This is a genomic window from Lysinibacillus sp. NPDC093688, from assembly GCF_050280145.1.
GTDB lineage: Bacteria > Bacillota > Bacilli > Bacillales_A > Planococcaceae > Lysinibacillus > Lysinibacillus xylanilyticus_B.
The window spans coordinates 57,192-72,457 of sequence record NZ_JBNNUX010000004.1 but is presented as its reverse complement, the minus strand read 5'-3'; the positions used below and the strand labels follow the sequence as shown (position 1 = coordinate 72,457).

Sequence of the window (15,266 nt, the reverse complement as noted above, 5' to 3'; positions counted from 1 at the left end):
TTAGTTGTTAACCGCGGTTGATAAGGATACTGCATATTTTGTTGGCGGCATTGCCTCCGCCATCCACGTAGTGCCAAATTATCACTACACCACAGAAAATTTGAGGAAATTGCATTTTTACTTTCAGATATAATATTCGTGTTTTATTGAATTGAAGATGTCTCCAACCGATGAGTAACTAGCATTCCTATAACGAAAACACGAATGTTTTTATGGGTTTCTAACGAAAAGGTTCGTTATTTATCCTCTGTTAGGATTTTAGCAAACAATCGCCTCTAACTATTTTAAAATATTTTTTATTTTTCATAATACATCTCTATTAATTCATTTTTATAAATTACCAAGTTTACGATTTAAGTAAGATCAGACGAAACCTGTTCTAAAAGCGATTTTAGGTCCAAAATGAAGACTTGATCGCTACGGTTCGAAACCCTTCTGGCTAATGAAAAGTTCATCTTCCGAAAAATAATGCCGCATTCGTTTATAAACCATTTGATAGACGGATGGATGATACCATTCTTCCATTTCCAGATTTCTATATAACGCTTGTAAGCCCATCTTTTGTGTTCGTTTACCACCGCTGCCGTCCCCCATAAAATAATCGTCAATACATACTCGATTAACCAAGGGACGCAATATTTCTGCAAATCGTTCGCTACTTGGTAATACGGGTGCAATGGCAACCTGTGCAGGAATACCGAATTCAGCAAGCTGTTGGAGTGTTTTAAGTCTTGCTGGAATAGGTGGAGCATAGGGCGTAAAATGCTTGCGAATATCTTCCCTATCTGTCTCAATAGTCATACTTACTCGAACTTTATCTTTAAAATGTTGCAGCAAATCGATATCTCGACTTACAAGTGGGCTTCTAGTCTGTACTAATAGAAAGTCAGGTGGATCCTCTACCATAACTTCTAGTAAAGATCGCGTCACTTGTTCCTTATGCTCTATTGGTTGATACGGGTCTGTACTTGATGACATAAAAATGGTTACATTCCCTTTGGCTTTGGCGCGATGAAGCTCCTTTTTTAATAAATTCGCGGCTCCGTTTTTAACATCGACCCAATTTCCCCATTCTCCTTCTCGAAAAAGAGATACAGGCATTTCGCGTACATAACAATAGGAACATCCAAATGAACAGCCTGTATAAGGATTTAATGAATGCGTGTATCCAGAAAGAAAGCCAGTCCCTTTATTCAGAATGGTTTTCGGATTTTTATAGAATAATTCACTTTTCATGAAGGAACCTCCATTCATTGTACGGCAATAATTACTCAGTGCTAGATAAAGCTCGCTTTTCCAGATCCAGGAGCAGTGTCTTCATTTCTAATCCGCCCCGATAGCCAGTTAATGAGCCATTCTTCCCTATAACACGATGGCACGGTACAGTAATTAATGCCGGATTAGCCCCAATAGCCGCTCCTACAGCACGAACAGCTGCTGGTTTATTTATTTCATTTGCAATGTCGGAATAGGATTTCGTCTGTCCATAAGGAATTTCACAAAGTGCATTCCAGACAGCTAGCTGAAATTGCGTACCTACGTATTCAAATGGAACAGTAAAGGTTTTCCGCTTTCCTTCTAGATACTGAGTGATTTCAACGACAAAAGGTTCAAGCATTTCATCATCTTCCACAAGAGGACTTCCTGGAAAGCGTTTTTTAGCCCATTCGAACAATTCCTCGAATGGTTTGTTCTGTGAACCTACAAACACAAGCCCCTTTGAAGTTGAAGCAATATAAAAATGCCAATCCTTAAACTTTAGTAAAGACCAATAAAGGGTTGGTTTATTCTTTGTTTCCATTGTACTTTTCCTCCATTTTAGTCATTTGACGAAATTGCGCTGGAGTCTGTCCAGTTTTCTTTTTAAATAAAGTAATAAAATAAGGCGCGTTAGCCATACCTACACATATGGCGATATCACCAATCGCTTTATTTGTCTGAATCAAATACTTTTTAGCCGCGTGTACTCTAACTTGTTGTATATATTCAACCGGCGTAATGCCTTTAACCTTTTTAAATGTTCGATGCATATGGTACGGACTCCCATGACAAATAGTTGCTAAAGATTCTAGCGTTAATTTTTCTGTGAAATGTTTATCAATGTATTCAGTAATTAAATCAACCCACTCGCTATCAGGCAGATTTTCATTAGTGGGCTTGCAACGTTTACAAGGGCGAAAATTTGCGCGGAGAGCTTGTTCTGCGTTTGGAAAAATACATACATTTTCTTTTTTCGGAACGCGAGATTTACAGGATGGTTTACAGAATATCCCTGTAGACTTTACAGCGTAAAAAAAATGATGATTGTACGCTGTGTCATTATTAATAATTGCTTGCCACTTTTCATCTGTTATCATTTCAACATCATTCAAAATTTTATGATCATGGCTCTCTTTATGTCCGTTATTGTTATTATCCGGCATTTATCTCACCTCTCCTTACAATATACTCCCAATAAATTCAGAATGTATAGTTCTGGGAATAGAATAGCAAGATATTGAAGTTTAATTTTTATTTAGAATCGTGAAAAATAATTCCAAGACCGTATCGTTCTCCAGAGGTAACCGTGCTTACCCCGTGACGAACCGTATTTTTGTAATATCCTTTTTTACCTAGAACAGGTCTATGGTTAGTAGGAAAGATCAGAGCACTGCCTTGTTCTAAAGTAATGACATGTCCCCGACTCTGCGCACGAGGAATTTGTTCGACTAATAGAGATTCTCCACCGCAATAGTCTTTATCTCGTTGATTTAAAACAAATACTACTTGAAACGGGAAAAATATGTCGCCATATAAATCTTGATGCAAACAATTAAACCCGCCTGTTTCAGACTTTAAAATTAAAGGTGTCGGTCTAGTTTGTTTATATTCTTCACAGATGTTCAGAAAATCTTGAAGCTGATCTGGAAACTGTTCTGTTTTCTTTAAATAACCTAACCATCGATTAGCCGTTTTGGCCAATTCTAGATAAAAGGACTCTCTTAAACTTTGGATGATTTCAGGTAATGGATAGGAAAAATACTTGTACTCCCCATTCCCAAAGCGATATCTTGTCATATTGATGGTCGCTCTGTATGACTCTTCCTCACGATACAATTCTATGAAGAATTCACATTCCTCTTTTGTTAAAATCGCTGGAATCTTTGCAAATCCTTGCTCATCTAATTCATGTTGAATTGAATCCCAATTTAAGTTTGCGACACGTGTTTGTATATGTTGGACCATTTTTATCAACTCCTATTTAGCATTCTTGATAACTAACACTATAACCTCATCAGTAGAAAAAAATAAGATGTTTAGAATGTAATAGCAAGATAACAAAATTAGGTAAGATTAATATGTGATAAAGTATAGAAAATCGTAATAAGATGAGGAGAATGAAAAAGTGATATGGCATGAAGTCAATGATGTTATTGTAATTGCATTACCTGAAAACTTCGACATGAAGGTTAACCTAGGCTATCTAACAAGGGAAAAAAATGAATGCATGTATGAAATAGAGAACGAAATCATAACAAAAGTTATAGCCATTGGTAAAATTCGGTCCTTAGTACAGGTAAGCGTAATCAATAATAAACAAATGGTTGTTCAATTCCTAAATGATTCTAGACCTATTGAAAAGTGGAAGCGGGAAGAGATTGTAAAATATATTCATGAATGGTTTGATCTTGATAACGATTTAACGCCATTTTATGAAATGGCAAAAGCAGACCCATTACTTAAAAAGCCCGCCCAAGAATTTTATGGATTGCGAGTTGTCGGCATTCCCGATTTATTTGAAACTTTATGTTGGGGAGTTTTAGGGCAACAAATTAACTTAGCCTTCGCGTACTCCTTAAAGAAGCAATTTGTAGAAGGATTTGGCGAATCCATCGAATGGAATGGGAAAAAGTATTGGGTGTTCCCAACGTACGAACGAATTGCACAGTTAACACCTACCGACCTAGCAGATATTAAAATGACGGTCAAAAAAAGTGAATATATCATTGGAATTGCTAGATTAATGGCAAGTGGAGAATTGTCGAAGGAAAAATTAATGACAATGAACTTTAAAGATGCTGAAAAAAACTTGATTAAAATACGAGGGATCGGTCCTTGGACAGCCAATTATGTTCTAATGCGCTGCCTCAGGTTCCAGACAGCTTTTCCAATCGATGATGTGGGTCTTATTAATTCGATAAAATTATTACGTAATATGAACCGAAAGCCTACGAAAGATGAAATTTTAGAAATATCGTTTCCGTGGAAAAACTGGGAATCATACGCTACCTTTTATTTATGGCGTGTCCTTTACTGAGTAATTACAAATTAACCGTAATGTACTCAATAAAAAGAGAATGAAATTTTAAACCTAAACCCTGTAGTTTTGTAATATAGTTTGATTAAAATAATGATATTAAACTTGATATGAGAACAAATCTAAAGAGCGTGTTTTGAAAAAGATTGATCAAAACACGCTCTTATTTGAATGGGGGCAGATTATCTAAATGGAAAAGAGCCAAACCCTCATCATAGTGTATGGAAAACGGTACTCCAAATGGTAAACTTCAATTTCTTAAAAAGCTTTAGATAATGTGCTCTTATTAACACATATTATTTATAAAACGTATTTTAGTGAGGCTTAATACCCCGTGAAAAAATTAACTTATATTTTAATGGCTACAGTAACTATTTTGATTATTCCCAGTAAGATACGTTGATTTCCCCATCTATAGATAAGGAAATTATTCATTATTATGGCTATCGTAAGCAATATGGTTTATATGATGCTGAGATCCTGAGTATCATCAGAAAGCATGAAGGTCAGTTTAGTTTTATTACCGAAGTTCAAATCACAACATTTGAACATGCACATGACCCTCCTTATGGTAAAGAAACAATGACTTTTGAAGTAAGACCAAATGGAGTTAAAACAATTAGTTTTAAACATGTGGGAGATAAAGTAGAAAAGGATTTAAATGCATTTTATAGTGCAACACTTTCTGATTTTAAACAGACTTTAAATCTGAACTTAGCGTCTTACAATTTTTACACATATAATCAATTGCAATACCAAGCAGAAATAAATAATGAATTTAAACCCCTTTTTAAACTTGTAGAAGAAATAGTAACTAACATTTTGTTCCCCAGCGAAAGATACCCTACAAAAATGTTATAGACCCTGTAACTTTTATAAAAGGCAATACAGGTTATATAATCTTTAAACAGTCTGATGGTACAAATGTAAGTTATCAAGTACAAAAGAAAGATGGTAATTGGATAGTGACAGATAAAATTAGTAAGCAAGGTAAGAAAGTGGATTATAAATTGCCATGGTATCTATGGAAAAATGAAGCCTACTGAATCAGCTAGGCTTCATTTTGTCACTAAGTCTAATTTTCTTTAATATTGTGCTAAACACCATTCTTTAGTTTCTTGATCCGCAAAGGATGCTTCTACACTATTTAAATAAATTTGGCGATAATCTTCTTCACTTAGATTAAATTCGTTGTTCACTAAATGGATTTCTTTAGCCATTGTAGTATCTGATACTGTTCGGTTATCCGTATTAAATGTCACTTTTATTCCATCTTTATGAAACTTATAAATCGGATGTTCCGAATAATTATGAACAGCTTTCGTCTGAACATTACTTGTTGGACACATTTCAAGCACTACTTGTCTTTCTTTCACAATCTTATAAGCTTCGGCACAATCTTTAATAAATACGCCATGTCCTATTCTTTCAGCATCCAACATTTCAACAGCCTCTAGAACGTTTTTACCAATTCCCGTTTCACCGGCATGGATAGTGACTCTGTAACCATATTTTTTGGCTAATGAGATTGGATCTACGAATTTTCCACAAAATCCTTCTTCTTCGGATGCACATAGGTCAATTGCTACCACACCTTTTCCAAGGAACTTTTTCCCCTTTTCAACTACCTCAAATGCGCTTTCTACAGACATCGTCCTCATACAAGACAGGATTACATTTCCCTTTATTTCGTAACAGCTTTCAGCATCCCTCATGCCCTCTATAACAGATTGAATAACCTCTTCAACACTAAGACCTTGTAGTGTGTGAAGTAACGGGGCAAATCGGACTTCTAAATATTTCACATTTTCTCTTGTTGCATTCTCAAATAGCTCAAAAGTAATTCTTCTTAAGTTCTCCTTGGACTGCATGACCAAATTAGGAAGTGAAAATCTTTTTAAATACTCATCAAGGGATTCACATTCTAACGGAGCAATCAGCTCCTTTTGCAGTTCATCCTTATCAAAAGAGGGTAACTGAATACCTTCCTTCTGTGCAATATCGATAATAGTTTCAACCCTTAGGCTTCCGTCCAAATGACAGTGAAGTTCAATTTTGGGCAATGTTAAAAAGTTCATTTTTGACCTCCTGAAGTAAATTTCTAGATTAAAATACAAAAAAATTCCTGACTACAAAGAAAATACAAGTTTTGTACTTTCTTCGTAATCAGGAATTTCGGTTCCTGGTAGAGACCCCCAAACCATATTATTGGGGTTATACGAAATTTAATTGATTCTTTAACGTTTGTAAAATAATAATAAAAAAATAGTAGATTGTCAACAGGGTCCCCTAATACTTATAAAATTATAAGTTCCATATTTCAAAAATATAACTGTTAATACTAAAGGATTGCAAACTATATATTTTGCTGTCGTAGTTGGAATAAGCTCTAATTAACAACATGTATTGGATTGATTGGAAAGATTACTACTGCATACTCGCATATCATTTTTAGTGAGAGTTACTTGGGAATCCGACCAATTGACTGTAGCTCCTAAATTTTCACTGATAACACGTAAAGGTACCATTGTGCGATTGTTTTTAATTTCGGGATTCACATCGGATGCAACTGTATTACCGCCAACCTTTATTTGGATATTTGGTTTTGCTGCATAAGTAGGTACCGATGTAATAATTAGAATCAAAGCAAGGAAAGCACCTGATAACACCTTTTTCATTTTTAATAGCTCCTTTTTAAATTAAATATTCTCTGTAAAATTTAAGGAAAAACTTTATTAATGATTATTTATTCAATAATAGTTTAATAATTTCCTTCTTCATATCGATAAGTTTTTGTAATACAATCTCAAAAACTTCTACAATTAGATTGATGAAGTATCCAGCCGATAGTTGAATAGCCTTTACCACTAAAATACGAATGTTTATAGAAGATTCATATGATAAAGTTCAATCGTCTCTAACAATATATCCTTCAATCCCCTTCTTTCAAACGCTGTTTTTCAAATTTAAGAGTAACTAAAAACGCCAGGATCAATGATTTACCAATGATCCTGACGTTTCTGTTTTTATTGCCGACTAGCTTGCTGCATAGTTTGCAAATAATCATTTCTTATAAATTATCAACTAGTTGAATGATTTGCTGGGCGTTTCACAAAAAATGCTAATAGTAGACCGATTTCGGCCACAATGACAATAGCGCCAAATGTAAATTGTGTACCTGCTGCACCTGCAATTTGCTGAAGTGTGTTCATGACCGCGGAACCGTGTGAATACAACTGTTTTGGTAAATCATTAAGTGAGTTTGTTTGCGCCGGTATAATTGTTGTTGATACACCTACGTAGAAAATCATACATGGAACTATTACTAACCAAAGTGGTGTCGTGGCGCTAATGACAAAGAATAAAATAGTTGTTGAAATAACTAAGCATCAGAACCCAAAACGCAAGTAAAGTTTTGGACCAACACGATCAAAAGTTTTTCCGACAATTGGAGCAAAGACGGCATTGAAGATGTTTCCAATTATCATCGCTAACCCAGCAGTTGTTGCTGTAAGTAATAAAGATCCTTTTAAATACATTGGCATAAGAATCGCAAGTGCTAAAAGTAATGCGAATACAATAAATATTAAAACTGAACCAATGGCGAAATTACGATATTTGAAAACATGTAAATTAATCATTGGATGCTTACTTGTAATACGTTGCGGCTTTTATGTATAGAAAACCTAAATTTGTACAGATTATTATTGAGTGTATCGCACGCACTTAGGTTGTGGCGTTAGTTGACCGTCACGACCTCCCCCATTTGTTACTTAGGGTCATTCCATCCCAGTGACCCTTTTAACGTTATTTTAATTTACTTATATTACATATCGAGGTGCTTAAATTGACTACATTCGGAAAATGCTTATATATCACTTTCTTTGTAACACTGTTTTTATTTACAACGGTTTGGGACTATTTCAAAAATAATAATTTGGCTTTGCTTGAAAATTTTTTCTTTTCGTTTTGGGTAGCAAGTTTTTTATTCATTGCATTGCTACTTAGAAGTAAAAAAGAAGAAATGGAAAAAAGCACAGAAGCAGAATAGATATTTCTATTCTGCATTTTTCATTTCTAAAGGCGATGAACTATACAAACTTAGTTATTAAATCATATAAATAATAATGTTAAGATAAACTAGTTTAACTTGGTGTCTACCTTTTGACTATAATAATTTTACGCTTTTCCTTCTTCAATTCACTTAATAGTAAAAGGAGAGGAATACACAGTTTTCTAGTTGTAATGTTTTTAAATACTAGTACATACACTTGTTTTGGGATAGCAACCTGTTGCATGCATCGCCCCAAATTGTTAATGGACTGTGCTATCCCGCAAATACATAATTTTTCTGCTTCACAGCTAATGTATAAATAAGCTAAAATCCATACAAAATAAAAATGTCTATATAGTTATTCTCGCAATACCTAAAGCTATAACGACCGCGTTATGGCTTTTTTGTGATTTTCCACAACCCGAAGATTGTGGCATTCATTCTTCTTACTGTTTTTCTTTATTATCAATTTGTTCTTTCTTTTGTTCTTTTTCTTCAGGTACTTCTAATTCTTCTGGACTAAATTCCATGCCGAATTCTTCTTGCTCTAATTCTTTCTTTTGCTTTTCTTTTGCCAATGTACTCACCTCCAATAACTATTAAATTGTCCGTTTTGGGGTGATTTATACTTTTTATCGTAGACAAAATTTCAAAATGATGTAACCTCTTTATTCAATAAATGTGACCTGTTGAGATGTATTTACCTACAAATACTTTGAGGTACTTACTTGGAACTTAGCTATTACGTCCTTTAAACTGTAAAACAAGCAATAACTACATCGATATTAGCGCCACCAGTTCAACCTGCGCAAAATTGTAGGACTACTCTTGATTAGGTTCTAAATAGTATGGATTTACATGGATAAGGACTTCCCCTACATCAGGGTATTTTTTTATTATCGCATTTTTTATCTCACGAGCTATATCATGGCCTTGTTTAATTGTTAAATCATGATTTAGTGATAGACGGATGTCGAGAAGCTTATAGTGACCGTGTTCTCTTGCACGGATTTTGTCTATTCGTTGCACTTGATTAAATTCATGAATAGTAGCTTCATACTCGTCTAAAAGTTCCTGATCCACACTTTTTTCCATTAAAACATCAACAGAAGGTTTAACTAATTCCATTGCGATTCTAAAAATAAAATAAGCTACTAAAGCACTTGCAATAGCGTCAGCGTATAACAAAAATGTCCATCCAATTGCATTTCCTATAATTGCTAAGAGGACGCCAATAGATGCGGCAAGGGAAGCAACAATATCCCCTTTATGATCTAACGCAATCGCTATAATAGCCTTACTATTCCACTTTTTCCCCTGTTTTATGGAGTATCTATATAATATTTCTTTCGCTATGTAAGAAATTATTGCCGCAATCAATGCACTGTATTGAGGTACGCTCGGTTTTTCAAAAAATGCTAAAATTGCTTCTGCTAAAATATATAGGGAAACTATTATTAAAATAATGCCAACGATCGCTTCACTAATAACCTCCGCCTTACCATGCCCAAAGGGATGATCCTTATCAGGTGGTTTATTAGAAATACCGACTACTGCTAGCACAGCAATCGAAGCTACTACATCTGCTCCAGAGTGAATCCCATCTGCAAAAACAGCCTCACTACCACCAAAAAGACCAAAGAAGATCTTACCTATCATAAGAATTAGGTTGGATATAAGTGCAATCCATGCAACTTTTTTGCTAATTTGTTCTCTCTCACTAACCATTTATATCTCCTCCGAGTAAGAGTTTTGTACATAAAAAATGTGGGAAGAATTTTCCTCAAATACCCTTTACTCTTCTTCCTTCAATTAATACTCAACTATGATAACAGACGAATATCGAGTGGGTCTACAGCAACCTTTTTTACCATTACTAAATAAAATTCGGGCGTAAAAATAAGTTGCCTTAGACCAAATTAATAAAATTTATGGGTTGCTCTAAAATAGACGTTTCACCTTAGCTAGATGAACATTTAAAGTCGTTCTCAATCGAAGCAAAATTATGTTATTCATAAACAGGATCATATTTGCTTGCTTTGATCATTTTTGCTACAGTCCTTGATATAGGTACTAGTTGATATCGCCCTGGTCCCTTTGCGTTGATTTTAGGCTGAAATATCTTTGATACCAAAATAAAAATCCTACATTCCATTTTGTGTTCAATATGCTAATTTATTACATATAGACCTTTACCATATTAAAACGTTGTACTCCAATGAAATATTGCAAACTCATTTTAAGTATTAAGAAAAGGTGGATTGATGATGAATTCAATGTACAAACCATTAATTTTTGCGTTGGTAGTAGGCTTATACGTTTATATAGCGAGTAAAAGTGAAAATAGTGTAATTCTAAACTTTGTCCTACTTTATTTTGTGATTACAATGATTTCTTTGATATTTCGAAAAATCGAACAGAAACGAAAAGCGGTTCGATAGCTATAGTTACTCTGAAAAGATTCACTGTAAATTGCTTCTTAGACTTTAGCCAAAGTCGAAATTTCGAGTTTGCCTAAAGTCGCCATTATACATACTTATTACTATAATAATAAAATTTTGTTTTCCGAAAGATTGTTGCTTTTAAAACAAAAGGCAGATTTAATCTACAAAACGTGTAGATTAAATCCGCCTTTTAGTTTTGATATTTCGTGAATTGAAATTTAACTAAAGTACTCTATAGTATCTTCACAATCATTTCTTTACCCTAACAAAATCCAATCGTTTGAATGTGTTGAGGCATTCCAAAAGACGTCCTCTTATTTAAGAAAATTGACTATTTTTCTATTAGTTCTTCTTGCCATAAACGTTCCATATTTACTTCATTGTTTGTGTAACATAATACAAACACATCAGGATTACTAAGATTCTTCCAGCAATCAAAATCAAAGCTGTTATCATAATTCATTAGCAGCAGAGACATTAAATTTCCATGAGTAACGATAATTGTGTTTTCAGATTCACTTATAAAAACTTCATCTACAACTCTTACTATTCGGTTCATAGCCTCTTTACTTGACTCTCCACCTTGAAATTTTAACTCCATATCATTGAATGTTGCTTTTAGTTTTTCAAGCCAGTCAGGTAAATCCTTAGTACTTAGTGTACGTTCTGATAAACGTTTATCAATCTCTATTTTTATGTTTGTTTTCTCACTAATTGGTTCTACTGACTGAATTGCACGTGAAAAAGGACTTGAAATAATTCGGTCAATTTTAGTATTTGAGAAAAATCTAGATAAATATTTTGCTTGCATCAATCCTTTTTCCGTAAGATGTGACTCCGGAAGTTGCCCCTGTGCTTCACAATGTCTTACAATATATAGCCTTTTTCTCATACAAATTCCCCCATTTATGTATAACTACTTTACTTCTATTATAAATTTAAAGCATTGATGACAACTGAATTTGAATCAATGCCTCCGCATGTTTAATACTTTCCTTTAAATATATTGGTGAATTGCGGTGGCTTAATATTTCTTCAGTTGTTAACCATAATACCGCTTCGACCTCATCGGTACTTTTAGAAAATGCTTCCCCAGATTCATATTCACAAAGAAAAACAATATTCACTACATTTTCACCTTTAACTGTTAGAAATGATGTACTATATACATAATTTAACCTGTCTTTTACGTTCACACCGACTTCTTCTAATATTTCTCGCTTCACTGTTCTCTCTAATATGTCTGATGAATTCCCTTCTCTATCTACCTTACCTCCAACAAGAGAAAGCAAACCACCAGCATGTTCCTCTTTTTTGCTTCTTTCAATAATAAGCCACTTATCATTTTTCCTTATAGCACCTTCAACATTTACGATAAACATTTTAAAGTCCCCCTCCAAATAATAATACTTCCACAAGGCTATTGATGTATCCTTCTTGTTCCGCTAAACTGCTTCGTAAGTTGAATAGCAACAAACTTTTCGAAAACAGTCAAATCAAAAAGAATCTATTTGAATAAAAGATTGATTCTAAATAGATTCTTTTTCAGTTATTTTGTTTGTATGTTTAATCATTTTTTCATTTTTTGTTGATCCATATCGCGCCTTTTAATGGAATAACTATTCTACTTCTAAGGCGAAGGCATAGAAAGCATCACCATGAGATACATTCGCTTCCTTTTCATCCTTCCACCATACGCCATAAGAGTAATAATAAACGCCACGTTGTGTAGGTGCAGTAAAATGATTGTCTTTGACCATTACTTCAGTTTCCTTGTTATTACTTATTTGTGCAACATGAAATTCATTCGGTTTTGGTTCATAGTCCATGACAAGCGTTATTTTTTCACCAGATTTAACTTTTATAGGATTTTTGCCTTCTAAAAGTTCAACTGGTCCAACAGTATCAACGCATCCAGTTTGCCAACAATAAGTACCGAGTGTCGTTTCAAATTTTTTGTTTTCAATGTCTATAAAGACTTTAGGAGGCTTTTCTCCCGACAATCCATTAGTATTTGAACATCCCGTTATGGTAAGTACTAAAAGAGCTATTAAATATAAAAAATATTTCTTCATGCATATCCCTCCTTACCATTCGACGAACTCGTTTAAACTAAGTTACAAAATAGTTTCCATATTATGTCGTTATCCTTATTGGTTCGTGTAAGCTTAAAGGTTCAATTTCTTCACTAACTTCAACGCTACGATGTATGGAGGTACAGCACTGAGTGAGTCTTTGGGAGTGTTCTTTTTATTAGGAGAGGTGTTTTAAAAAATAGAAACGGCTGAAGTTCTTGTGTTACAAGAGTCTCAGCCGTTTGTTTTTCCAGGATGATGTATTTTAATAACTAGTTTTACCATTTACCCACTTCAAGCCCTAGTTTAGATTGGAGTTTACATCTTAATCATGAAAAATTAATTCTCACAGCCTATGAAAAATTACCTCTCATGAGGAATACCTAATTAATAGTACCTGTTGGGTATAATGTGGTTCCACCAATTGAAACTTTTATTTCTTTTGATAATGGAACATTGTATTCATCAATAATTGTTCTCCACCAATCCCATGCAAGACCTGTACATTCTCTTGCATAAATTCTTATATTTTTTGAATTAGCCGGAAGTGGTATTACTGTAGAGAAATGAGCCGTTTTGTCTTTCCAGTTTCCATCCCAAGTTTTATGGGATAGCACTTCTTTTCCGTTTTCATCATATGAAAATTCATCCCAGGCTACTTCAAATTGAGCAACATATGCACCATAATGATCAAGGGTGATGCTGCCTTTAGAGTATTCCGTAGATGTCGTCTCGATATAATCTGTATTATTATGAACAGCAGCAATTGAATTGTCCTTTAAGAATACACTTGTATATGAAATTGGATATGCTGGATTTTTAAGACTAAATTCTGCATTATCTTTTATTATTTTTCTAATATCATTAAAATCTTTTGAGACAACCTGGTTATGCTGTTGTGAATCTCCGCCTAATACTACAGCAGTAAAGGAACTTTCTTCAAAAATATCTTTATACTGTCCACTAGTTTCTACATTCGTATTGACATTATTCAGTAACGCTTTAAATGCAGCTTGTACATCCTTGCTCTTAGAGTTTGTTTCTAATTTCACATAAATTGTTCTGCCGTAAGCTACATTTGACACCATAACGGGAGGAGCCTCATTACTTACCCCTTTACGCGTTAACTCTTCAAAAGAAACACTATCATCAAAAAGGTCTGATGGATTGTTAGGTAGTTCTGCACTTACGGTATAAAATATTTGTTTATATGCCGCAACCATCACTTTTTTCTCTCCACTTGCAATCGCATTAAAGTCAATTCCTAGTGAATTATCAAGAACTTTGGCGTTAACATTTAGCGTACTTGCTATTTGAGATTTGCTATAAACCATAGCTTCTGAATATTGGAGTCTTGCGGGTAAAGTATGAGTTGTTGAATATTTTTCACTCCAAGTAGATACTAGCTCATCTACTGCACCAGATACATTACCATATGTAGGATTATCCACGGTCGTTGTATTTTCTCTTTTCATACCAGGTAAATCTATGCTTATATTTAGCGGTTTTCTTTTAGCCACCAATAAACTAGGTTGATTGTCTACAAAAGCTTGATTTGCAAGTTGTAAAGCTCCTGGATAGGTACGATTCGCCATAGAATCGATAATTGAAATGTCCACCGGTGAAGTTGTAAGTGATTTTTTATTACGTTCAACTACTATAAATTTATCATTTGAGTTAATACCTTCTCTTGGTACGAAACGATCAATCTTATCTCCTTTCACTGCTAAAATTTCATTGTTATTGTAGTTCATGTTTGCAATACCAGTATCAATGTCATTAGATTTGCTTTTTTCACTAGATAAGTGGGTATCAAGTGTTTCAGCAAAGGAAATAATCGGATAATTTATAATGCATAAAATAACAGATAAGCTTACTAGAAATTTTATTACGTTAAAATGATTTCGATTTCCCAAAAAATCCACCCCTTTTTAGGGATATTATACCACAAAAGTGTTTTGTTGAAATATAGTATTTTAGCATTAGGTTTGACTTTCTGAATCGTAATTGCATAGCGGAAATTACTTATTCGGGTAAAGGTTTCATTCAACATCTGAGATATTAAAATAACCTTTTGGCTCAAAAAACCCTAGGTTGTTAATAAGAATATCTACTTTCGGGTATTCATCTATAACCTGTTTGAATTCTTCTGCTGTTTCTAAAAGGGAATCACTTAAAAATAAATAACGGTTTTTCAGTTGGATGAAATATCCAAATTCCCCCTTTAAACCCTACCCATCCAGTTATTTAAATTTTTTTTAGTAAAATTGCCCATGATTATTGCAGAAGTTTTACACAGTTAAAAATAAGGTTTCAATTTTGCTGTTTAACGAGAATCGGTAATATGATTGAAAAATAACTCATGCCTGTTTCATGCTATTCTTACTTTATTAAAA

17 protein-coding genes, 1 pseudogene and 1 riboswitch are annotated in these 15,266 nt (G+C 34.0%); of the genes and pseudogenes, 3 read left to right on the top strand and 15 right to left on the bottom strand.

Annotation, left to right across the window (positions count from 1 at the left end; genetic code table 11):
- Positions 1-417: 417 nt before the first annotated feature.
- From ACQKN2_RS05245 to ACQKN2_RS05230, 4 genes are all read right to left on the bottom strand, one after another.
- Entirely contained in the window at positions 418-1,236 is an 819-nt protein-coding gene (locus ACQKN2_RS05245; protein WP_427414023.1) for a radical SAM protein, read from the bottom strand.
- Between the two features lie 31 nt (positions 1,237-1,267).
- Complete coding sequence (adaB, locus tag ACQKN2_RS05240) at positions 1,268-1,801, bottom strand: methylated-DNA--[protein]-cysteine S-methyltransferase (RefSeq protein WP_427414022.1); 534 nt, start codon at positions 1,799-1,801, stop codon at positions 1,268-1,270.
- On the bottom strand, positions 1,785-2,423 hold the full coding sequence (locus tag ACQKN2_RS05235; RefSeq protein WP_427414021.1) for a bifunctional transcriptional activator/DNA repair enzyme AdaA: 639 nt from the start codon (positions 2,421-2,423) through the stop codon (positions 1,785-1,787). Before ACQKN2_RS05235 ends, adaB begins: the two co-directional genes overlap by 17 nt.
- A gap of 88 nt (positions 2,424-2,511) precedes the next feature.
- The gene (locus ACQKN2_RS05230; RefSeq protein ID WP_427414020.1) at positions 2,512-3,225 is read right to left on the bottom strand and encodes a 2OG-Fe(II) oxygenase; all 714 of its coding nucleotides are present in this window, start codon (positions 3,223-3,225) and stop codon (positions 2,512-2,514) included.
- A gap of 160 nt (positions 3,226-3,385) precedes the next feature.
- Between ACQKN2_RS05230 and ACQKN2_RS05225 the strand changes: the two genes are divergently transcribed.
- Positions 3,386-4,297, top strand: coding sequence for a DNA glycosylase (locus ACQKN2_RS05225; protein WP_427414019.1), 912 nt, complete (start codon positions 3,386-3,388; stop codon positions 4,295-4,297).
- Positions 4,298-4,696: 399 nt separating this feature from the next.
- Positions 4,697-5,158: a DUF3888 domain-containing protein gene (locus tag ACQKN2_RS05220; RefSeq protein WP_427414018.1), complete on the top strand. Its 462-nt coding sequence runs from the start codon at positions 4,697-4,699 to the stop codon at positions 5,156-5,158.
- Between the two features lie 224 nt (positions 5,159-5,382).
- Here ACQKN2_RS05220 and add read toward each other — a convergent pair whose 3' ends face one another.
- The 4 genes from add to ACQKN2_RS05200 form a co-directional block, all read right to left on the bottom strand.
- Complete coding sequence (gene add, locus ACQKN2_RS05215) at positions 5,383-6,375, bottom strand: adenosine deaminase (RefSeq protein ID WP_427414017.1); 993 nt, start codon at positions 6,373-6,375, stop codon at positions 5,383-5,385.
- 65 nt (positions 6,376-6,440) lie between these two features.
- A riboswitch (purine riboswitch) is annotated at positions 6,441-6,539 on the bottom strand.
- A gap of 151 nt (positions 6,540-6,690) precedes the next feature.
- Entirely contained in the window at positions 6,691-6,975 is a 285-nt protein-coding gene (locus ACQKN2_RS05210) for a copper amine oxidase N-terminal domain-containing protein (protein ID WP_427414016.1), read from the bottom strand.
- Positions 6,976-7,377: 402 nt separating this feature from the next.
- On the bottom strand, positions 7,378-7,608 hold the full coding sequence (locus ACQKN2_RS05205) for a hypothetical protein (RefSeq protein WP_427414015.1): 231 nt from the start codon (positions 7,606-7,608) through the stop codon (positions 7,378-7,380).
- A 78-nt stretch (positions 7,609-7,686) separates the two neighbouring features.
- Complete coding sequence (locus tag ACQKN2_RS05200) at positions 7,687-7,938, bottom strand: hypothetical protein (protein WP_427414014.1); 252 nt, start codon at positions 7,936-7,938, stop codon at positions 7,687-7,689.
- A 206-nt stretch (positions 7,939-8,144) separates the two neighbouring features.
- On the opposite strand from ACQKN2_RS05200, the gene ACQKN2_RS05195 reads away from it, so the two are divergent.
- Positions 8,145-8,348, top strand: coding sequence for an RNA polymerase subunit sigma (locus ACQKN2_RS05195; protein WP_323645980.1), 204 nt, complete (start codon positions 8,145-8,147; stop codon positions 8,346-8,348).
- A gap of 449 nt (positions 8,349-8,797) precedes the next feature.
- On the opposite strand, the gene ACQKN2_RS05190 is transcribed toward ACQKN2_RS05195, so the two are convergent.
- The 7 genes and pseudogenes from ACQKN2_RS05190 to ACQKN2_RS05160 form a co-directional block, all read right to left on the bottom strand.
- Positions 8,798-8,929, bottom strand: a complete 132-nt coding sequence (locus tag ACQKN2_RS05190; protein ID WP_427414013.1) for a hypothetical protein — start codon at positions 8,927-8,929, stop codon at positions 8,798-8,800.
- Positions 8,930-9,173: 244 nt separating this feature from the next.
- On the bottom strand, positions 9,174-10,079 hold the full coding sequence (locus ACQKN2_RS05185; RefSeq protein ID WP_427414012.1) for a cation diffusion facilitator family transporter: 906 nt from the start codon (positions 10,077-10,079) through the stop codon (positions 9,174-9,176).
- 1,047 nt (positions 10,080-11,126) lie between these two features.
- Positions 11,127-11,687, bottom strand: coding sequence for a histidine phosphatase family protein (locus ACQKN2_RS05180; RefSeq protein WP_427414011.1), 561 nt, complete (start codon positions 11,685-11,687; stop codon positions 11,127-11,129).
- Between the two features lie 46 nt (positions 11,688-11,733).
- Positions 11,734-12,177 (bottom strand): NUDIX hydrolase, encoded by a 444-nt coding sequence (locus ACQKN2_RS05175; protein WP_427414010.1) that lies wholly within the window; start codon positions 12,175-12,177, stop codon positions 11,734-11,736.
- A 237-nt stretch (positions 12,178-12,414) separates the two neighbouring features.
- Entirely contained in the window at positions 12,415-12,870 is a 456-nt protein-coding gene (locus ACQKN2_RS05170) for a hypothetical protein (RefSeq protein ID WP_427414009.1), read from the bottom strand.
- A gap of 383 nt (positions 12,871-13,253) precedes the next feature.
- Entirely contained in the window at positions 13,254-14,786 is a 1,533-nt protein-coding gene (locus tag ACQKN2_RS05165; protein WP_427414008.1) for a thiol-activated cytolysin family protein, read from the bottom strand.
- Positions 14,787-14,921: 135 nt separating this feature from the next.
- Positions 14,922-15,005, bottom strand: a pseudogene (locus ACQKN2_RS05160) (SDR family NAD(P)-dependent oxidoreductase); the annotation flags it as partial.
- Between the last annotated feature and the right edge of the window lie 261 nt (positions 15,006-15,266).